Origin of the sequence: Mycobacterium sp. D16Q13, from assembly GCF_002013375.1 — a bacterium.
GTDB lineage: Bacteria > Actinomycetota > Actinomycetes > Mycobacteriales > Mycobacteriaceae > Mycobacterium.
On the sequence record NZ_MAEW01000001.1, the window covers coordinates 174570 to 195033 of the forward strand.

Below are 20464 nucleotides of genomic sequence, written 5' to 3' on the forward strand. Positions count from 1 at the left end.
TATGGGTGTCAGTGGTTCGGTGATTGTCGACGCGCCCGTCGAGGACGTGTTCGCCTGGTATTCCAGGCCGGGCGCGTTCAGCCGCTTGGCCGCACCGTGGGCGCCGGTCGAACTGCGTTCCGAGGCGGCCTCGCTCTGCGACGGGACTGCCGTACTGGACCTACCAGGAGGTCTGCGCTGGGTCTCCCGGCACGAGCAGGACGCATTCCTGCCCGGCCGACGATTCGTCGACGAAGGGGTCGCGGCGGGACTGCGGTCGGCGGTCAGTGGTTTGTTGCCCTGGCGGCATATCCATGAGTTCGAGCCAATTTCCGCTAGCAGGACTCGGGTACGCGACATCATCGAGACCCCCATTCCAGGGCGGTTTCTCGCCGAACTCATCGCATATCGTCACCGGCAGCTCACCGGAGATCTGGCCGCCCACCGCAGGGCCGCCGACCATGGAATGAACGCATCGACAGTGGCAATCACCGGCGCATCCGGCCTCGTGGGTACCGCACTTGCCGCATTCCTGAGCACGGGTGGACACCGCGTGATCCGCCTGGTCCGCGGGGAGCCGATCCACCGCACCGACCGGAATTGGGAACCAGAAGATCCGGACCCGGCCGCACTGGAAGGCGTCGATGCCGTCATCCATCTGGCGGGTACCACTATCGCCGGACGCTTCACCCAGCGGCACAAAGAGCTCATTGCCTCGAGCCGAATCGAGCCCACTCGGCTACTTTCCCGAGCTGCCGCATCCGCAGGTGTCGGCACCTTCGTCAGCGCCTCGGCGGTCGGGTACTACGGAAAGAGCCGAGACGACGAAACACTCACCGAGACAAGCCCGCCCCCGTCGACGGCAGACTTCCTTTCCGACGTGGTCGCTCGTTGGGAGCAAGCGGCGTTAGCAGGCAAGAGTGCTGGGACCCGGGTTGTCACTGTCCGCACCGGCATTGTTCAGTCACCCCGCGGCGGAACTCTCAAGCTTCTGCTCCCGCTTTTCCGGGCTGGCCTCGGCGGGCGCCTGGGCTCCGGTACCCAGTGGTTGCCCTGGATCGGCATCGACGATCTGGTGGACATCTATCACCGCTGCCTATGGGACCTTTCACTATCGGGCCCCGTTAACGCCGTGGCACCCGGCGTGGTCCGCAACGTCGACTACACGCGCGCGCTGGCCCAGGCAGTCCACCGTCCCGCGGTCATACCCGTACCTGCCTTCGGCCCCGCCCTGCTGCTGGGACGCGAGGGAGCCGAAGAGCTCGCGATGGCAAGTCAGTGTGTCTCTCCCGCAACACTATTGGACCGCCAATATGCGTTCCGGACTCCCAGCATCGGTCCGGCCTTGGGTCATCTCTTGGGAAGTCATGTCCCCTCGTGACCGTTATCTGGTGGGCCCGCCGCGACTTGCGGTTGGCCGACAATCCCGCCCTCCAAGCCGCGGCCGCGCGCAGCGATGTACTTGCCGTGTTCATCCTGGACCCGCAGTTGCTGAGCAGCGCACCACGCCCGCGGGACGCGTGGCTTGCCGCCAATGTTCTTGACCTTGATAACCGACTCGGCGGGCGGCTCTGCCTCTATTCCGGTGCGCCGCAACAGGTCCTTGCAGAGCTCGCTGAACGTATCGGAGCAACCGAGGTGCACGTGTCCCGGGAGACGACCCCCTTCGGTAGGCGCCGGGATACGTCGGTATCGGCCGCGCTGGCCAGGATCGGCGTGGACTGGATCGAGACAGGCTCACCCTACGCAGTGACGCCGGGCCGAATCACCAAATCCGACGGGTCCCCGTACCGGGTGTTCACCGCGTTCGAACGCGCTTGGCGCGAACACCGCTGGCCGCGCCCCGCCCGCCTGAAAACGAGACCTTCCTGGACAAAGCCTCCCCAGTCCGCACTATCAGCCCCCATCAGGTCGTCACTCACCGAACTGGCCCAAAGATGCAGCATCACAATGCCTCCCGCGGGCGAGGTAGCGGCCAGCATCCTGTGGGAACACTTCCTCTCACACGACCTCACCGGGTATGCCGCATGTCGTGACCGCGCCGATCTGGAGGCCACATCCAGGATCTCGCCCTATCTGAAAGTCGGTGCCATCCATCCTCGCACCATGCTCGCCGACCTGGCACCCATCGCAGGCCAAGACGCCGCCAAGTTCGCCTCGGAGCTGGCCTGGCGAGACTTCTACGCCGACGTGCTCTACCACCAGCCGCACTCCGCGCACGCCGACTTAACCGATGCCCTAGCGCATTTGTCCTATACCGAACCCGGCGAGGGCTTTACGGCCTGGCAGCGCGGAGCAACCGGATACCCATTGGTTGATGCAGGTATGCGGCAACTACTTGCCGAAGGTTGGATGCACAACCGAGTACGGATGGTCACCGCGAGCTTCCTTACTAAGGATCTCCACATCTGGTGGCCGCACGGAGCCAAGCACTTCATGAACAACCTCATCGATGCCGACAGCGCATCCAATACACACGGCTGGCAATGGGTCGCAGGAACGGGCACCGATGCCGCCCCGTACTTCCGGGTCTTTAATCCGACGGCTCAGGCACAAAAGTTCGACCCGAATGGCGATTACGTACGCAAATACATCCCGGAACTACAGCACCTGCCCGGCGCCTCAGCCCTCACGCCCTGGAAGCACTCCGACGGCCACCTTCACGGATATCCGACTGCCATCCTCGATCACGCAGAGGAAAGAAACATCGCGCTGCACCGTTACCGGGCCAGGCAAGACCACTAGCTATTCAGCTGCCACACCGAGAAATTCAGCACCGCCGCGAAGGTCGTCCATGCTAAGTAGGGAAGCAACAAGATTGCGGCCCAACGGCTTCTGTGCCAGAACAGCATCACCGTTGCGGCAATGAATCCCCACAGCACGAGGATCTCGATGAATGCCGTTCCCCGCCAGCCAAGACCAAAGAACAGGGGTGTCCACGCCATGTTCAGGACGAGCTGTATCCCGTACACCGCCAGAGGCAGCCGGTTCTCTGGTGAGGGATGTGACCGCCACACCAGCCATGCCGATACCGCCATCGACGCATACAGCACGGTCCACATGGGACCAAACAGTGCGGCCGGTGGAGCCCAACCGGGCTGTTGTAGACGCCCATAGGTTTCCGCAGCACTCGTTACGGCCACACCGCCGACTCCCGCAGCGATCGTCACCGCCATGGCAGAGACGGCAAGCCCAGCCCATTCCCTGGGCCACCGGCGCGAAATCCCTTGAGTCATAACGCCATAGTAGACAGAATTCGCACGTTGGTGACACTCTGCCCAGATCTAGGTTCACTATGCGGGCAACACCCAGAGGCGTACCCGAGCGCGAGCGAACGCGCAGTCCATGAAACCCGCCACCGCGGCGAGGAAGTTGGACGTGTACTTGTAGGCGACCCCTGCAGATCGATCAGGTGCCCGAGGAGAAGCCGCCGTGGCTAATCACCGAACGCCAGAGCTACCAAGAGGTGCTGTGCCAAAACTCCACTCCGACGGCGCGAAGAATCCGTGCGATGGCAGAGCCGCTCTTCACAAACGCACGACGTCGAACTCTTCGATCGCGCGCGCCAACATGGGGAATCGTCTGTGAGCCCGCGGATCGCCGTGGCGGCAATCATCGTCGCAGCGGCGAACCAAAGTCCGCTTATTGTGTGGCAACAAGCTGACGGCCGATTACCAGCGCGTGATCAAGCCCTACTCAGTAGATTGCGCGTCCCACTCACGTCGGTATGCCTCCATAAAAGGCTGGGCAATCTGCTCGCCCTTAGGAGTGATATTGAGCAACCATCTACGCTCCCACTCGCCGTCAGCAAAGTGGTTAACGTATGCGTCTGCAATCTGGCCCAATGTACCTTCGGTGTCAGAGGCCCGGACAAATCCTGACGCGCTCTGAGGATACGAGCCTAGTTCGAAAAGCCCATCATCCGTAAGTGAACGGATCAGTGCGAGAGTGTTGCGCTGGACTGCGCTAAGGGGCGCTTTGGGGTCTGATTGCTGTACATGCCAGTGAACAAGGGCAAGTTCCACCCAATCGCCCATACCTTCGATTAGGACCTTTTGACCCGGCGTAAGACTCTCATAGGCCATCTCTACCTCCGCTGATTCCCTTGCAGTCAGAGGCGTTTCGATCCTCATTACGGGTCCTCCACTTCGAAGTTACCCGACCCACCAATGATGTCATTGGCAATTTCATGGTCATTGGGAACTATTTGGTGCGGAATCGTCTCGAGAATTCCCGGCGGCGCGCCAACGGGAGAGCCCCCACCCCGAGGTGCCGGAGGGACAACTGGTGCTGAACCGGCCCTTAGAGCCGCAGCCCCCTCTCTCGGTCTTTACCAAAAGAACCTCACAGCATGCAGGAAACGCAGCCCTCGACCTCGGTGCCTTCCAGCGCCATCTGCCGTAGCCGGATGTAGTACAGCGTCTTGATTCCCTTGCGCCAGGCGTAGATCTGCGCCTTGTTCACGTCGCGTGTGCTGGCGGTGTCCTTGAAGAACAGCGTCAACGACAGGCCCTGATCCACGTGCTGAGTCGCCGCGGCATAGGTGTCGATGATCTTCTCGTACCCGATCTCGTACGCGTCCTGGTAGTACTCCAGGTTGTCGTTCGTCAGGTACGGCGCCGGGTAGTACGCGCGCCCGATCTTGCCTTCCTTGCGGATCTCGATCTTCGAGGCCACCGGGTGGATCGATGACGTCGAGTGGTTGATGTAGGAGATCGACCCGGTCGGCGGCACCGCCTGCAGGTTCTGGTTGTAGATGCCGTGCTGCTGCACCGACTCCTTCAACCGCTGCCAATCATCCTGTGTCGGAATGCGAATCCCGGCATCGGCAAAGAGCTGCCGCACCTTGTCGGTCGCCGGTTCCCACACCTGCTCGGTGTACTTATCGAAGAACTCGCCGCTGGCGTACTTCGACCTCTCGAAGCCACCGAAGCTCTTGCCGCGCTCGATGGCAATACGATTCGACGCCTTCAGCGCGTGGTACAGCACCGTGTAGAAGTAGATGTTGGTGAAGTCCACGCCCTCTTCGGAGCCGTAGTAGATCCGCTCGCGAGCCAGGTAGCCGTGCAGGTTCATCTGCCCCAGGCCGATGGCGTGAGAGTCGTTGTTGCCCTGCTCGATCGAGGGCACCGACCAGATGTGTGTCTGATCCGACACCGCGGTCAGCGCGCGAATCGACACCTCGATGGTCTGCGCGAAATCCGGGGAGTCCATCGTCTTGGCGATGTTCAGCGAGCCTAGGTTGCACGAAATGTCCTTGCCCACCTTGGCGTACGACAAGTCATCGTTGAACAGCGAGGGCGTCGACACCTGCAGGATCTCCGAGCACAGGTTCGAATGGGTGATCTTGCCCTCGATGGGGTTGGCCCGGTTCACAGTGTCCTCGTACATGATGTACGGGTAACCCGACTCGAACTGCAGCTCGGCGAGGGTCTGGAAGAACTCGCGCGCCTTGATCTTCGTCTTGCGGATCTGGCCGTTATCGACCATCTCGTAATACTTTTCGGTGACGTTGATATCGGCGAACGGCACGCCGTACGTGCGCTCGACATCGTACGGCGAGAACAGGTACATGTCCTCGTTCTTCTTCGCCAGCTCGAAGGTGATGTCCGGAATCACCACGCCCAGCGACAGCGTCTTGATACGGATCTTCTCATCGGCGTTCTCCCGCTTGGTATCCAAAAAACGGAAGATGTCCGGGTGATGCGCGTGCAGGTACACGGCCCCGGCGCCCTGACGAGCACCCAGCTGGTTGGCGTAAGAGAACGAGTCTTCCAGCAGTTTCATGATCGGGATGACACCCGAGCTCTGGTTCTCGATGTTCTTGATCGGCGCGCCGTGCTCGCGAATGTTGGTGAGCAGCAGGGCCACACCGCCACCGCGCTTGGACAGCTGCAGCGCCGAGTTGATGGAGCGCCCGATGGACTCCATGTTGTCTTCGATGCGCAGCAGGAAGCAGGACACCGGCTCGCCGCGCTGCTTCTTGCCCGAGTTGAGGAAGGTGGGGGTGGCCGGCTGGAAACGTCCGTCGATGATCTCGTCGACGAGCTTCTCGGCCAGCGTGGTGTCCCCCGAGGCCAGCGTCAGCGCCACCATGACCACACGGTCTTCGAAACGCTCCAGGTAGCGCTTTCCGTCAAAGGTCTTCAGCGTGTAAGAGGTGTAGTACTTGAAGGCGCCCAGGAAGGTCGGGAACCGGAACTTCTTGGCGAACGCCCGGTCCAGCAGCGACTTCACGAAGTTGCGCGAGTACTGATCAAGTACCTCGCGCTCGTAGTACTCCTTCTCGATCAGGTAGTCGAGCTTCTCGTCCTGATTGTGGAAGAAGACCGTGTTCTGGTTGACGTGCTGCAGGAAGTACTGCCGTGCCGCCGCGGCATCCATGTCGAACTGGATCTTGCCGTCTGCGTCATAAAGATTGAGCATGGCGTTGAGGGCGTGATAGTCCAGCTCGCCGTGAGCCGAGCCGTGCGCAGAGGTCACAGGTTCTGCAGTTGTCGCGGTTGGCGCCACGGTGTGTCCTTCCAAAATTCGTCGAGTCCAGAGAGCACCTGCTGCACGTCTTCTACGGTGCCCATGAGTTCAAAGCGGTACAGATACGGCACGTCGCACTTGGCCGAGATGACCTTGCCGGCGTAGCAGTACTCCGCACCGAAATTGGTGTTCCCGGCCGCGATGACCCCGCGGATCAGGGACCGGTTGTGTTCGTTGTTGAGAAATTTCACGACCTGCTTGGGGACGTATCCCCCGGCCTGACCGGGAACTGGATGTCCACCGCCGTACGTCGGCACGACCAAGACATAGGGGTCGTCAACCTCGATGTCACCACGCAGCGGGATCCGGGTAGCGGGAACACCCAGCTTCTGAACGAAGCGGTGGGTGTTCTCCGACACGCTGGAGAAATAGACCAGATGGGCCATGCCCGGCTCCCGTACTACTTACTACTTATTAGGCAGAGACTGCGACTGCGCCAGCGAGCGCCTTGATGCGGTCCGGGCGGAAACCCGACCAGTGATCGTCACCGGCCACGACCACGGGCGCCTGCAGGTAGCCGAGTGCCATCACGTAATCGCGCGCCTCGGGAACCTCGGTGATGTCCACGACGCTGTACTCAATGCCCTGCTTGTCGAGGGCCTTGTACGTCGCGTTGCACTGTACGCAGGCGGGTTTGGTGTAGACGGTGATGCTCATGCGTAGCTCCTCAGCGAATCGATCGTGTACGTCTCAACAAAGTTTTCAGCAGTCCAGCACCCCGGAAAATTCCGTGTCGCCCGTGGTGGCTGAGCGCCAGGATCAGCCAGAAGATCTGGCGGGAATCCGGGCCGGGCGGCCCGGATTGATTCCCGGCCTTTCGGTGTTCCAGACACTACACCTAGTGTCCGACAATCGGAACCTATACAAGATGTTCTGAACAACATTCATGAAATTCCCTGGTCGTGAGACCTCTCACCCTCGAAATGTGGGCGTGTCGTATTCGCGGCGTGTCCGGGCCCCGGGCGGTGGCTGGACCACATGTGGTGTCCACCACCGGGCACCGATACCGGCTAGCAGATCACCCGCCACCGGGCAAACCCTGTAGCCCGGTGAGTCTGTGGAAACTGTGGAGTTCTGTGGACGAATCTGGGGACAGATTCCGATCTAGCGGAAGAGTCCCACGTTGTCGGCCACCCACCGCGCGAAAGTGGTACCCGGGTACCCGGTCAGATCGGCCACCAAGGTGTTCGCCGGCTGTTCGAAATCAGGGTCGGTCAGGGTCTCGATGTACCACTGGGCACGATCTCCCATCGTCGGCCTCAGCTCGCGTACCGCCTCTTCGGCTGAACTGATCACGTAGCGCACATCCAGGCCCGCCACATCGGCGATGGTCTGCACCAGCTGCTGACGGGTCACCGTCTCGGGACCGGTAATCGGATACCTCTTACCCAGGTGCTCATCGCCCGAACAAAGAACCGCTGCGGCCACCCGCGCGATGTCATCCATGGCGATGGGCGATTGGGCCGCGTGGCGCTCCGGTTCGTGGACCGCCCCGGTGCGGTTGATCTGTTCGGCCCACATCGCATAGTTCTCCATGAACTCCCCCGGACCGAGCTGCGTCCAGCCGACGCCGCTGTTCTCGACGGCCGCGGCCTGCTCGGCCCACCACGACGCATCCCCCGCCAGCGCCACCACATGCCCCACCCCGGCGGCGTGCGCCAACTCCAGCACGGCCACGGCCGTGGACGGCAGCGGCGCCAAGTACATCCGTTCGACGCCGTCGAACACCCCCGCGAGACTCTCGGGATTGCCCAGATATCCGAGGACCGGCGTCACCCCCTCCGGCAGTGCCGCCTTCTCCGGCGAGGTGGTCAAGGCTCGAATATCGCCGACACCCAAGGCAACGAGATGATCCACGACCTTCCGGCCGATGTTCCCGGTGGCGCCAGTGACGAGAACGGTCATGCCCGGCAAGCTACCGGGCATGACCGACAGTCTCGCGCTCGTGAGACTCGTAGGTTCCCAGCACAACGGCAGTGCGCCCTAAGCTGCCACGCATGGAACCGAGTCAGATCGCCCCGCGATGACGTCGTCCCCCGCGGAGCCACAGCAGCACGTGACGGGCGGAGACGTCAGCCCCCGCAGAGTGTTCATGGCCAGCGCGGTCGGTTCTGCCATCGAGTTCTACGACTTCTATATCTATGGCACGGCGGCCGCACTCGTCTTCCCCGCTGTCTTCTTCCCGAATCTCAGCCATTCCCTGGCACTGTTCGCGTCCATCGCCACCTTCAGCACCGCATTTCTGGCCCGGCCGGTCGGCGCCGCCCTGTTCGGCCACTACGGGGATCGCTTCAGCCGCAAGGGCACCCTGGTGGTCACGCTGATCACCATGGGGCTCGCCACCATGGCGGTTGGCCTGGTTCCCGGCGCCGCCTCGATCGGAGCGGCCGCGCCGACGGCCATTGTCTTGCTACGACTCGTGCAAGGCATTGCGGTCGGCGGCGAATGGAGCGGGGCGGCACTGCTCTCCTCCGAGTACTCGCCAAGCAGCGTCCGCGGCCGCGCCGCGACGGCGGTGCCGATCGGGAGCTCGACCGGGCTCCTGCTCAGCAGTCTGGTCTTCCTCATCGTCAGCATCACGGTCGGGGAAGACAGCCCGGCATTCCTGTCGTGGGGATGGCGAGTGCCCTTCATCGCCAGCGGGCTCCTGGTGGCGGTCGGGCTGTACATCCGCCTCCACATCGCCGAGACACCAGAGTTCGCGCAGGCGAAAGCTCAGGACAGGCTGGTGAAATCGCCGCTGCGGCATGTGATGACGGAGAGCCCTCGCACCCTGGTACTGACCTGCGGGACCATGCTGATCATCTTCACGCTGTCCTTCATGACCAATACCTACTTCCCCGGATTCGCGAGATCGGAGTTGCACTTCTCCCGCGCGGCCATACTCACCGCCGGCGTGCTCGGGGCCGTGGTCCTCATGGTGTCCGCTGCTGTGGGCGGAATCCTCAGCGACCGACTAGGCCGGCGCCGGGTGATCTTGACCAGCATGGCGCTGATACTCCCGTGGACGCTACTGGTCGCCCCCCTGTTGGCCAGTGGGCCATTCTGGGCCTACCTGGCAGCCATGGTGCTCACCTATGTGCTGTTCGGGCTCGCATTCGGACCTATGGCGAGCTTCCTTCCAGAGTCCTATCCGGTGGGCACCCGCTACAGCGGCACCGGCGTGGCGTTCAACGTGGCCGGGGTGTTCGGAGGCGCCATCCCGCCATTGATCGCCGGCCCGCTGCAGAGCACTCTGGGCAGCTGGGCCGTCGGCCTGATGCTGCTGGTGATTTGTGCCATCAGCGTCGCCTCGGTCTCCGCCATGAAAGAAACATGGGCCGGATCAACTAGCCAGTAACGAGAACGGTCATGCCCGGCAGGTACGAGGCATGACCGTCCCTCGACCCTACAAATCAGCTGTGCGAAGCGGACGTCAACGCGTCCAGCGCCTTGGTCAGCTCGGCAACCGTCTCCGCGTGCTCCCGTGGGTGCTTGCCATCGAACGCCGAGGCCGGGACCGCGAGCTTGATGTCATCGAGGACGTTGGCCGTCGCGATGGAGGCCACCTTGCGGGTGTCGTCGATCGCCCAGATGCCGCCGTACCTACCAGCCGACGTTCCAATGACGACGGTGGGCTTGCCCTTGAACACGCTGCTGCCGAATGGGCGAGACAACCAGTCGAGTGCGTTCTTCAATGCGCTCGACACAGTGCCGTTGTTCTCGGGGCTGACCAGCAGGACCGCATCCGCACCGGCGACGGCGGCGCGCAGCGACTCCACCGGCGCGGGGGCGTTGTCGCCATCAATATCCTCGTTGTAGTGCGGCAGTTCGGCCAGACCCTCAAAGATGTTCACGCTTACACCGGCCGGCGCGTTTTCCACGGCGGCCTCCGCTAGCTGCCGATTGAGCGATGCCTTACGCAGGCTTCCGACAATTGCCAGCACGTTCTTCTCTGCCACTTTCTCGGCCATGGGGAACACCTTTCATCAGAACGGCACGTTTGTCGCGCCTACGTCCTTCTTCTCTGTCACGTTCTACAATACGGACTGCGGTCCGTATATTTCCCCGGCGCTAGTATCGAGGTGTTATGCCTGGTCAAGAAATACCCCTGCTTTCTGTCGACCTTGCGCAGAATCCCACCCGGGAACGTGCCGTCGCCACGCGCAACCGCGTTCGCCTCTTGGAAGCCGCACGACAGATTCTCGACGAAGTCGGTCCGGACAACATGTCCATGGATGCCGTCGCCAACGCGGCAGGCGTGGGCAAGGGGACCCTCTTCCGCCGATTCGGCAGCCGCACCGGACTGCTGCTGGCACTGCTCGACCACGAAGAACACATTGAGCAGCAGGCATTCATGTTCGGGCCGGCGCCCCTGGGTCCCGATGCACCTCCGCTGACCCGGCTCATCGCATTCGGACGAGCCCGGCTCGCCTTCCTGGAACGGCACCTCGACCTGGCACGCGCCACCACCGCCGATGCCGACGCCTGGCACAACGCACCGCCCACCCTGCTCGTCCGCGCACACATCCGGATGCTGCTGGCCCAGCTCGAATGCACCGGCGACCTCGACGCACAGACCCATGCCCTGATGTCGATCATCGATCCCGGCTACGTGCACTTCGCCACCAACGCCAACGGCCAGACACTGACTGGGCTCGGCGACGCGTGGGAGGACCTGGTGTGCAAGGTGTGCGCACGCTGACCGAGCGTTCTACAGTCGGGCAATGAGCACCCTTCGCGAAGAGATCCGGTCCGCCCTCGACGTCTCTCCCACGATCGATCCGGCCGCCGAGGTGTCGCGACGGGTGGGGTTCCTCAAGGACTACCTAAGAGTCAGCGGGACAGCGGGATTCGTCCTCGGCATCTCCGGCGGACAAGACAGCGCCCTGGCCGGGCGGCTGTGCCAGCTGGCGGCGCAGGAGTCACGACTCGAAGGGACGGAGGCCGAGTTCATCGCGGTGCGGCTGCCCTACGGCGTACAGGCCGACGAGAACGATGCCCAAGTGGCCCTGAGGTTTATCGACCCCGACCGCTCCATCGTCATCAACGTCAAAGACGCCTCGGATGCCGCGGTGCATGCGGTGGCCGACGCACTCAGCGAGACACCGTCGGACTTCGTGCGCGGCAACATCAAGGCCCGGGAACGCATGGTCGTCCAATACGCCGTCGCCGGTCAGCACCGGCTGCTCGTGGTCGGCACCGACCACGCCGCCGAGGCCGTCACGGGATTCTTCACCAAGTTCGGCGATGGTGGCGTCGATGTCACCCCGCTCACGGGACTCACCAAACGTCAAGGTGCACAACTTCTTTCCCACCTGGGCGCTCCGGAGAGCATCTCGCACAAGGTGCCCACCGCCGACCTGGAAGATGACCGGCCCGCGCTCCCCGACGAGGTCGCACTCGGCGTCACGTACGCACAGATCGACGATTACCTGGAGGGCAAGGCGGTCACCGTCGAGGCCGCCGACCGTATCGAACGCTGGTACCTGCAGACCCGGCACAAGCGCACCGTCCCGGTCACCCCGTTCGACGGCTGGTGGCGCTAAGAGTCCGTCGACGGCGGATTCGTCCCGGACTTCTGAAATCCGGGACGCAGCGCGTTGGTGAAGGCGTGATTGACGAGCCGCATCGCGACGCTGTACGGCCACCACAGCGTGCGTTTGAACAGATAGAGCGCGCGGATATCGACCCCCGTGTAGACGAGGTAACGGTTGTGGCGGATGCCGTGCAGGATCCGGTCGGCCACCTTCTCGGGCGAGGTGGCATGCCCCACGAACCGGTTCACCCACTTACTGACATCGGGGTTGTCGCGGTCCACGCCGGCGATGTCGACGGTGCGCACCAGCGGAGTGTTGACGGCGCCCGGCACCACCACGGTGACGCCGATCTTGTAACGAGCCAGATCGAAGCGCAGTACCTCTGAGACGCCACGCAGCCCGTACTTGCTGGCGCTGTAAGCGGCATGCCATGGCAGAGCCACCAGGCCCGCCGCCGACGACACGTTCACGATCTGACCACCGTTACGCGCCTTGATCATCGCGGGCACAAGACTCTCGATGACGTGGATGGGCCCCATCAGGTTGATATCGACCACCGAGCGCCACTGCTGATGGGAAAGCCTGTCTACGGATCCCCATACGGATATCCCCGCGATATTGAGCAGAACATCCATGCTCGGATGTGTCTCCAGAATGTCGGCCGCGAAGGCTGCGACGGCGTCATAATCGGAGATATCGAGCGCCCGGTAGGCGCTGACCTTCCCTCCGGCGGCCGTGATCTCCTCGACCACGGACTCGAGTCCGTCCGCGGCCCGATCGGTCAAAAACAGCTCGGCGCCCTCGCGCCCCAGACGCAGCGCGGTGGCCCGTCCGATCCCGCTGGCGGCCCCGGTGACGAAGCATCGCTTACCGGTGAAGTCGTATGCCATTACTGAACCGTACCGGCCGTCATTCTTAAATTTCTGCGCGGTCCAATAGCAAACGGTACCTTCGGAATATGACGATTGATAGCACGCAATCTCGCCGCGGTTGGTTACCTTGGGCAACTACAATTGCAGTAGTGCTGATAGCCGCCACGGCATGCGCGGGCGGAACCTCGTCCCGCCTTTCGCGGGGCGCAGACGACGCTCCCGCCGCCCCCGCCGCCTCCACCTACACCCAGGCTCCGGCGGCCCCCATGCGCGACTCGATGCAACAGGCCCCGCAATACGGCCCGCCGACGGAGGCCAAACGGGACATCGTCAAGACCGGGACCATGACGATCGTCGTGCCCAATCCTTCCGAAGCTGCCGACAAGGCGGCCGGGTTCGCCGAATCGGCCAATGGCCGGGTGGAGAGCCGCTCGGAGGATGCGGGATCTGGATCCGGCCGTGCACACACAGCCATCGTGCTGCGAGTACCCGCCGCCAAGCTTGACGGCGTTCTTCGCGATCTCAAGGAGCTGGGCAAGGTCAAGTCCGCCGACACCAAGAGCGATGACGTGACTGCGCAGCGGGTCGATCTGGACGCCAGAATCGCGGCGCTGCAGACCTCCGTCGACAGACTCCTGGGGATCATGCGCGATTCCAAGGACACCGAGGCCCTGATCCAGGCCGAAACCGAGTTGTCCAAGCGTCAAGCCGACCTCGATAGTCTGCGGGCACAACGCAACCAGCTCGGAGAACAAGTCGCCTACAGCTCGGTCACCGTCACGTTCCTCGCCGAAGAAGTGGGCCTGCCGCCGACACCGCCCAAGTACCAAGGGTTCTTCGGACAGATCGAGCGTGGCTGGGATGGGCTCGTCGCGGCGGGCAACAACGTGCTGTTGCTGTTCGGACTGCTACTCCCCTGGCTCGGCGTGTGCGCAGTCCTCGGCGGAATCGGTTACGGCGTTCGCCGGGTGGTGCGGCAGCGCCGATCCGAGGCGACTGAGCTATCGACCCAAAAGGCTGACACGCCATAGGGTCTCGATAACCCCAAGCGCCCGAGCGGGATCGGTGTTACGCCCGACGAATGAGCTATCGCCCGACACCGTCGACGCGGTCAACGCCACCAGTGACCGCACCAAAGCTGGCAGATCGTCTGAGATCGGTTGGGCACCACGTTCATTCACTTCGATCTCGGCGATCTTGAGGATCTTCTCGATCACAACGTCGGTGAGGTCGTCGAGCAGACCGGCGATTGTCGGATCGGTGATCCGCGCCTCCTGACACGCCTTCATCAACGGGTCGTTATGCGCGAAGGAGGCCGCGGCACTGCCCACCATGCGGTTGGCGAACTGTTCGGGAGTCTCCTCCTCGCCACGCGGCGCGAAGTAGTGCGTGAGCTCGTCGAGCTCCGCGAAGGCGTCGCCAACCATCTGCGCGAGCACCGAGTACTTGCTGTCGAAATAGAAGTAGAACCCTGATCGGCCGACGCCGGCCCGCTCACTGATCGCGCTGACGGACAGCTCGGCAAAACTGTGGTTTTCCGCGATCAGCTCGGCAACAGCCGTCATGATCGCGTCGCGCTGACGATCACCACGGGTCTGCGTGCCACTGCGCGCTGGACTGACCACCTGCACAGTTTGCACCGAAACACCGCATGAACAGAACTTGACACCCGTCAAGTTCTGCGGCGAAGATGATCTAGAGCACACCGAAGTGCTAGTCGCGAGCGAAGGAGCCACGCCCAATGGCGACGATCAGCAGCACCGATTACCTCATCGACCAGGCCAAACGACGTCTTCCCACCATGAACACCCTTCCGGGTATGGGATACGTCGAGAACTACCTCAACAATCGCGACTGGCCACTGACCGAACTGGCGCCGCCGCCACCCGGAAGCGGCCTGAAGCCCGTGATGGGTGACCAGGGCCTGCCGATGCTCGGGCACATGATCGAGATGTTCCGCGGGGGAATCGACTGGGTGCTCAACATGTATCAGGAGCGCGGCCCGGTGAGCTGGTCACAGACCCCCATTGGCAAGATCGTCGCCGCGCTGGGCCCCGACGCCACCCAGGCGGTGTTCAGCAATGCGAACAAGGACTTCTCGCAGCAGGGCTGGGTCCCCGTCATCGGCCCCTTCTTCAGCCGGGGACTGATGCTGCTGGACTTCCAGGAGCACCGCGAGCACCGTCTGATCATGCAGCAGGCGTTTCTGCGCAGCCGCCTAGCCGGCTATGTGGAGCAGATCGATTCAGTGGCAACCGAGATCGTCGCCCAGTGGCCCACCAACGACCGCCGGTTCCTGTTCTACCCGGCCATCAAGGAGCTGACCCTGGATGTGGCCTCGGTGGTGTTCATGGGCAATGAGCCACATGCTCAACATGAGCGGCTCGACAAGGTCAACAAGGCGTTCGTCGCGACCACCCGTGCCGGTGGAGCCATCTTCCGCTTCGGCGTGCCTCCCTTCAAATGGTGGCAGGGACTACAGGGGCGCAAGCTGCTCGAGGAGTACTTTGCCGAACGGGTGGGTATTGCCCGCCGCAAGGAATCGGGTGCCGACATGTTGACGGCGTTGTGCCACGCCGAGACGGACGAGGGCGACGCCTTCACCGATACCGACATCGTCAACCACATGATTTTCCTGATGATGGCCGCGCACGACACCACCACGTCGACAACCACGACGATGGCCTACTACCTGGCCGCGAATCCCGAATGGCAAGAACGGGTTCGGGAGGAGTCGGACCGTCTCGGCGACGGCCCGCTGGACATCGACGCGCTCGAGAAGCTGGAGAGCCTCGATCTGGTGATGAATGAGGCGTTGCGCCTCGTCACGCCACTGCCCTTCAATATCCGCTCCGCGGTGCGCGATACCGATCTGCTCGGGTTCCACATCCCGGCCGGAACGATGATCAACATCTGGCCCGGCATGAACCACCGGCTACCCGAATTGTGGACGGACCCGGACAAGTTCGATCCCGACCGCTTCGCCGAACCGCGAAACGAGCACAAACGCCATCGGTATGCGTTCTCGCCGTTCGGCGGGGGTGCGCACAAGTGCATCGGCATGGTGTTCGGCCAGCTGGAGATCAAAGCGATCATGCACCGACTGTTGCGGCAGTACCGGTTTGAGCTGACTCATCCCAGCTACGAGGCCAAGTGGGACTATGCCGGCATGCCGCTGCCGATCGACGGCATGCCCATCGTCCTGCGCCCCTTGCACTGAGCACGCGAGGTTAGCAACCCAGACGGTTAGCGCAGGCAGTGACCGCCTTGAGCGACGAGGTCGTGGCATCGTGCGCACGGCCCATCGCCCAGGCGGTGCCAGTGCCGTTGGTGCCGCGCACAAAAGTGCACGTCTGATCGCCGTCGCGCAGCTGATGGAAGCTGAGCGTTTCCATCCGTATCCCCCGCTCGGACAGCATGGCGGTCAGCGCTGCCATGGGTCCGCACGCGGCGGCCGTCGACGATTCGATGCACTCACCGATCGCGAGCGTGGCCCGGTAGATCCCGTCGGCCTCGGACCATTGGCCCAGCCTCAGGGAACCGCCGCCGCGCTCGTACGTCTGACAGAACGAGGCCCAGGACATGTCACCGGCCTCTTCGCGCAAACCGCGCGGCAGTGGGACGCCGAAGCGGTCCATGAACGGATCGATCTGCGGGAAAATTGTTGTTGAGGAATGCATGTGCCGGTCTTTCATCTGATGTGGAAAGTGACCGACAGGTAGTAGCTTCGACCCACAGCGAGGGGTCGGTCTGGATCAGACCCCGCTGCGGGTTGCTACTACGAGAAGACGCTGCACGAGAACCAACACTAGACGCGGCGTCTGATTAGCGCAAATACTTTCCCAGGACCACCATCGATCGCTCATGGTCGGGATCCGGCGGATCGTCGACGAGAGCGTGCAGACGCTCGGTGATGCTGTCGCCGTCCAGGTGCGTACCGATGAGCACGAAATTCGCCCCCTGTGGCAGCCCCGTCCGCTTGGGCGCCTTGTCGATGGTGATGTGATCGCCCACGGTGTGCACCGCGAGTGTCTTGTCACCGATCCGCGCCACCCCCTTGATCCGGTACACGCCGGCGGGCTGACTGTCCAGGAATTCGATGAGGCGCCGGGGATGCAGAGCATGCTCGGTCGCGAACTCGACCGTCTCGTAGTGGTGATGCGCATGCTGATGGTGGCTGTGATCCTCGCGGATGAGGTCCTCCAGTGAGAGCTGACCTATCGGCGCCGGGCGCTCCTTCTTGTCGAACAGCAGCCGGGGGTCGACATCGGCACCGCTGGTCTCCACGATCGACGCGCGCGGGTTGCGTTCCTTGACGACGGCGCGCAGGTGGGTGCGATCCGCGGCGTCGGCCAGGTCAATCTTGTTGAGAACCACCAGATCCGCCAGGGTCAGATGCTGGGCGATCTCCGGATGCCGTTCCGCGACGTCCTCGTACTGGGCGGTGTCGACGACGGTGACCAGTCCCCCGTAGCCGATCCGGTTGTCCTCGGCCGCCGCCGCCAGCACCATGCGCACCAGCGGCAACGGCTCAGCCAGGCCGCTCGCCTCGATGACAATGGCGTCGATATCGCGGCCCGCGAGAGCGGTCAGCATGCCACCGAGTTCATCGTCGTCAGCGGTGCAGCACAGGCATCCGTTGGACATCGTCATGGTCGAGTCAACCTGACCGGCGACCAGCATGGCGTCGATGTTGATGGCCCCGAAGTCGTTGACTACTACACCGATTCGCACACCCAGGGTGTTGCGCAACAGGTTGTTCAGCAGCGTCGTCTTACCGGCGCCCAGGAAACCGGAGACGATGGTGACCGGGATCAAGCTGGGTCCTCGACACTTCTCCGCACGCCACCAGTGTAGGTAAGGCCGGCGACTAGTTGATGGTGGAGATGATGCCGCCGTTGACGAAGATGGTCTGGGCGGTCGTCCACCCCGATTCCGGAAGAACCAGCAGCCTGGCCACGGGCAGAATGTCGTCGCCGCGACCGATCTTGCCGTTGATGCTCATCGACTCCAGCCAGGCGATGTTGTCATCGGACTCCGCCGGATAGAAGAAGCTCGTTTGCAGAGGCCCAGGCGCGATGCAGTTGACCGTTATTCCGCGGCCGCCAACCTCTTTGGCGAGCGCCTTGGTGAAGTGCTCCACGGGGGCCTTGGATCCGGCATAGGCGCTATAGGTGGGCGCCAGCGCCCCCACCATGGTGGTGACGAAGCTCAGAATCCGGCCGTCGTCGGCCATCCGGCGCGCTGCCTCACGCATCATGAAGAACACCGTCTTGGCGTTGGCGTTGAACACGCCGTCGTATTCGTCCTCGGTGATATCCGCCAAAGGTTTCCGCACGATCATGCCCGCGGTGTTGATCAGGATGTCCCAGCGCCCGAATGCCGCGAAAGTGGCGTCGGCGAGCTTGGTGCAGTTCTCGGGAACCGCAAGGTCGGCCTGGAAGCTGACCGCCTCGCCGCCGGCCTCCTCGATCTGCCGAACGACCTCGGCCGCCTGCTCCGCCTTGTTATCGCTGCGGTAGTGCACCACGATCCGGGCGCCATCATGGGCCAGCGTCCGGGCAAGTGCCGCACCCATGTTCGCCGACGCCCCGGTGATCACAGCCACCTTCCCCGCCAGCGGCCATTCCTGCGGACGATACGGTTGGACCGGATCAATTGCCCCGGGGATCTCGACCATGTCCACTCCCTCTAGAAGTCAGCCAGCAAAGACCGAGCGTAGCGAGATATCAGACGTTCCGGCCAACAAGAGATTGTTGACAGCTAACAAGCATCTGTTGTGAGAAGTCCCCTGAGCGGGAATGTCCGCACTACCGCCACCGTTATCGGTCGTGGGCTTACGAGAGGAACACACCATGCCGCAGAAAGTCGTCGTCGCCGGTGGCCACGGGCAGATCGCCGCGCACCTGATCCGTCTGCTCGCGGCGCGTGGTGATGACGCCGTCGCCCTGATTCGCAATCCCGACCATGCGGACGATGTTCGGGCATGGGGCGGGCAACCACGGGTTCTCGACCTGGAATCTGCCGACGTGAGAACGGTCGCCGGCGCCCTGGAGGGGGCCGATGCCGCCGTCTTCGCGGCGGGAGCGGGACCGGGCAGCGGGCCGGCGCGCAAGGACACCGTGGACCGTGCCGCCGCCGTCCTGCTCGCCGACGCCGCGGAACAGGCACGGGTGCGCCGGTTCATTCAGATCAGTGCCTTCGGCGCCGGTGAACCCGTACCAACGGACGGGGACGAGTCGTGGATCGCCTACGTGATCGCCAAGACGGCCGCCGAGGAGGACCTGCGTGCTCGCGGCGGCCTGGATTGGACCATTCTGCGTCCCGGTCTACTCACCGACCAGGATCCGACCGGATTGGTTGCCTTGTCGGCCAGTAGGATTGAACGGGGATCAGTTCCCCGTGCCGATGTCGCGGCAGTGACTGCCGAACTACTCACCGCGCCGAACACGGTGCACGACATCCTGTTCCTCACCGAGGGCGCCACCCCGATCACCAGCGCGGTACGCGTGCTCTAGAGCAGAGCGAAGAGACGATCGAGCGCGCGTAGCTGCTCGTCGAATGGGGTGTCAAGCTTGACCAGCAGCGTCGAGATCCCCGCGGCGCGATAGCGTTCCAGCCGCTCGCCGATCATCTCATCGGTTCCGACGAGGTTGGTGAGGCGCCCCAGATCGTCGGGCACGGCCCCGCGGGCGGCGTCACGATCTCCTGTGCGCCACAAGGATTCAACCGCGCGGACACCATCGCCGTAGCCGAGTCGGGTGAACGCCTCGTTGTAGAAGTTTCGCCCAGAGACCCCCATGGCGCCAATGGTGAACGCGTATCCAGCGGCATGGCGCCTGATTGCGGCAGCGGCATCGGTTGCGGTGTCGGCGAATTCGAGAGCAACCGGCGCCACCAGGTCAATGTCCTCCAGCTTCCGTCCGGCGGCCACGGCGGCGTCACGGATGGGGCCGAGGAACACTTCGGCCAGCTCCGGGATGAAGGAGTTGCCGAGCCAGCCGTCCGCGAGCTCACCGGTGAGCGCCAGGTTCGCCGGCCCCATGGCCGCGACGTAGATGGGCACATTCTGCGGCGCCACCATGGGCCGCAAGGGTTTTCCTGCGCTCCCCGGCAACGGCAGCGTGTATACCTCGCCCTCGTACTGGAGCCGCTCCCCACGTGCCACCATCCGGACGATGTCGATGGTCTCCCGCGTGGTCCGCACCGGCCTACTGAAGCGCACACCATGCCACCCCTCCATCACCTGCGGTCCGGAGGCTCCCACACCCAGGATGAAGCGTCCGCCGGAGAGCTGTTGAATGCTCAGCGCCGACGTCGCCAGCATCGCCGGCGATCGCGACCCCAGCTGAACCACGAAGGTTCCCAGCCCAATGGTCTCGGTACGGGCGGCCAGGTAGGCAAGGCCCGTGAGGGCGTCGTACCCCCACACCTCGGGCACCCAGAGCGAGGCGACACCCAGCCGCTCCGCGCGGCGCGCGAAGTCGGCGGCGCCCGGCAACCTCGGCTCGATCGTCACACCAATACGCATCCGGTCCTCCATCACCTCAGTAGGATCAG

The 20464-nt window shown here is 63.4% G+C and carries 20 protein-coding genes; 8 read left to right on the forward strand and 12 right to left on the reverse strand.

What is annotated here, in order from left to right:
- The first annotated feature begins 1 nt into the window (after nt 1).
- Nucleotides 2–1360, forward strand: coding sequence for a TIGR01777 family oxidoreductase (locus tag B4400_RS00860; RefSeq protein WP_078308839.1), 1359 nt, complete (start codon nt 2–4; stop codon nt 1358–1360).
- On the forward strand, nt 1357–2724 hold the full coding sequence (locus B4400_RS00865) for a cryptochrome/photolyase family protein (protein ID WP_078308838.1): 1368 nt from the start codon (nt 1357–1359) through the stop codon (nt 2722–2724). The genes B4400_RS00860 and B4400_RS00865 overlap by 4 nt, the downstream gene beginning before the upstream one ends.
- On the opposite strand, the gene B4400_RS00870 is transcribed toward B4400_RS00865, so the two are convergent.
- From B4400_RS00870 to B4400_RS00895, 5 genes are all read right to left on the reverse strand, one after another.
- A complete protein-coding gene (locus tag B4400_RS00870; protein ID WP_078308837.1) occupies nt 2721–3215 on the reverse strand; it encodes a TspO/MBR family protein in 495 nt (164 codons plus the stop codon). The two genes, B4400_RS00865 and B4400_RS00870, sit on opposite strands and share 4 nt — an antisense overlap.
- 1108 nt (nt 3216–4323) lie before the next feature.
- The gene (nrdE, locus tag B4400_RS00880) at nt 4324–6405 is read right to left on the reverse strand and encodes a class 1b ribonucleoside-diphosphate reductase subunit alpha (protein ID WP_286142032.1); all 2082 of its coding nucleotides are present in this window, start codon (nt 6403–6405) and stop codon (nt 4324–4326) included.
- A gap of 53 nt (nt 6406–6458) precedes the next feature.
- Nucleotides 6459–6899, reverse strand: a complete 441-nt coding sequence (gene nrdI, locus B4400_RS00885) for a class Ib ribonucleoside-diphosphate reductase assembly flavoprotein NrdI (protein ID WP_078294033.1) — start codon at nt 6897–6899, stop codon at nt 6459–6461.
- A 28-nt stretch (nt 6900–6927) separates the two neighbouring features.
- A complete protein-coding gene (locus tag B4400_RS00890; RefSeq protein WP_043080283.1) occupies nt 6928–7170 on the reverse strand; it encodes a redoxin NrdH in 243 nt (80 codons plus the stop codon).
- Nucleotides 7171–7617: 447 nt separating this feature from the next.
- Nucleotides 7618–8418: an SDR family oxidoreductase gene (locus B4400_RS00895; RefSeq protein WP_170914898.1), complete on the reverse strand. Its 801-nt coding sequence runs from the start codon at nt 8416–8418 to the stop codon at nt 7618–7620.
- A gap of 118 nt (nt 8419–8536) precedes the next feature.
- Here B4400_RS00895 and B4400_RS00900 point away from each other — a divergent pair, with 118 nt between their 5' ends.
- Nucleotides 8537–9853, forward strand: a complete 1317-nt coding sequence (locus B4400_RS00900) for an MFS transporter (protein ID WP_078308834.1) — start codon at nt 8537–8539, stop codon at nt 9851–9853.
- Nucleotides 9854–9908: 55 nt separating this feature from the next.
- Here the strand turns inward: B4400_RS00900 and B4400_RS00905 are convergent, their stop codons facing one another.
- Nucleotides 9909–10466: an NADPH-dependent FMN reductase gene (locus B4400_RS00905; protein ID WP_078308833.1), complete on the reverse strand. Its 558-nt coding sequence runs from the start codon at nt 10464–10466 to the stop codon at nt 9909–9911.
- 116 nt (nt 10467–10582) lie between these two features.
- Between B4400_RS00905 and B4400_RS00910 the strand changes: the two genes are divergently transcribed.
- Both B4400_RS00910 and nadE read left to right on the forward strand, forming a co-directional pair.
- On the forward strand, nt 10583–11197 hold the full coding sequence (locus tag B4400_RS00910; RefSeq protein WP_078308832.1) for a TetR/AcrR family transcriptional regulator: 615 nt from the start codon (nt 10583–10585) through the stop codon (nt 11195–11197).
- 22 nt (nt 11198–11219) lie between these two features.
- A complete protein-coding gene (gene nadE / locus B4400_RS00915; RefSeq protein WP_078308831.1) occupies nt 11220–12041 on the forward strand; it encodes an NAD(+) synthase in 822 nt (273 codons plus the stop codon).
- On the opposite strand, the gene B4400_RS00920 is transcribed toward nadE, so the two are convergent.
- Nucleotides 12038–12922 carry an SDR family oxidoreductase gene (locus B4400_RS00920; RefSeq protein WP_078308830.1) on the reverse strand — a complete coding sequence of 295 codons (885 nt, stop codon included), beginning with the start codon at nt 12920–12922 and terminating at the stop codon, nt 12038–12040. The two genes, nadE and B4400_RS00920, sit on opposite strands and share 4 nt — an antisense overlap.
- 137 nt (nt 12923–13059) lie before the next feature.
- Between B4400_RS00920 and B4400_RS00925 the strand changes: the two genes are divergently transcribed.
- Nucleotides 13060–13935 (forward strand): DUF4349 domain-containing protein, encoded by an 876-nt coding sequence (locus B4400_RS00925; RefSeq protein ID WP_502688368.1) that lies wholly within the window; start codon nt 13060–13062, stop codon nt 13933–13935.
- Here B4400_RS00925 and B4400_RS00930 read toward each other — a convergent pair.
- Nucleotides 13906–14529: a TetR/AcrR family transcriptional regulator gene (locus B4400_RS00930; RefSeq protein WP_078309012.1), complete on the reverse strand. Its 624-nt coding sequence runs from the start codon at nt 14527–14529 to the stop codon at nt 13906–13908. The genes B4400_RS00925 and B4400_RS00930 overlap by 30 nt on opposite strands.
- 116 nt (nt 14530–14645) lie before the next feature.
- Here B4400_RS00930 and B4400_RS00935 point away from each other — a divergent pair, with 116 nt between their 5' ends.
- Nucleotides 14646–16124, forward strand: coding sequence for a cytochrome P450 (locus B4400_RS00935; protein WP_078308828.1), 1479 nt, complete (start codon nt 14646–14648; stop codon nt 16122–16124).
- Between the two features lie 10 nt (nt 16125–16134).
- Here B4400_RS00935 and B4400_RS00940 read toward each other — a convergent pair whose 3' ends face one another.
- The 3 genes from B4400_RS00940 to B4400_RS00950 form a co-directional block, all read right to left on the reverse strand.
- Complete coding sequence (locus B4400_RS00940) at nt 16135–16584, reverse strand: 2-isopropylmalate synthase (RefSeq protein ID WP_078308827.1); 450 nt, start codon at nt 16582–16584, stop codon at nt 16135–16137.
- Nucleotides 16585–16729: 145 nt separating this feature from the next.
- On the reverse strand, nt 16730–17722 hold the full coding sequence (locus B4400_RS00945) for a CobW family GTP-binding protein (RefSeq protein WP_078308826.1): 993 nt from the start codon (nt 17720–17722) through the stop codon (nt 16730–16732).
- A gap of 52 nt (nt 17723–17774) precedes the next feature.
- On the reverse strand, nt 17775–18584 hold the full coding sequence (locus B4400_RS00950; protein ID WP_078309011.1) for an SDR family oxidoreductase: 810 nt from the start codon (nt 18582–18584) through the stop codon (nt 17775–17777).
- Nucleotides 18585–18759: 175 nt separating this feature from the next.
- On the opposite strand from B4400_RS00950, the gene B4400_RS00955 reads away from it, so the two are divergent.
- A complete protein-coding gene (locus tag B4400_RS00955; RefSeq protein ID WP_078308825.1) occupies nt 18760–19422 on the forward strand; it encodes an NAD(P)H-binding protein in 663 nt (220 codons plus the stop codon).
- Here B4400_RS00955 and B4400_RS00960 read toward each other — a convergent pair.
- Nucleotides 19419–20435 carry an LLM class flavin-dependent oxidoreductase gene (locus tag B4400_RS00960; RefSeq protein WP_078309010.1) on the reverse strand — a complete coding sequence of 339 codons (1017 nt, stop codon included), beginning with the start codon at nt 20433–20435 and terminating at the stop codon, nt 19419–19421. The genes B4400_RS00955 and B4400_RS00960 overlap by 4 nt on opposite strands.
- Between the last annotated feature and the right edge of the window lie 29 nt (nt 20436–20464).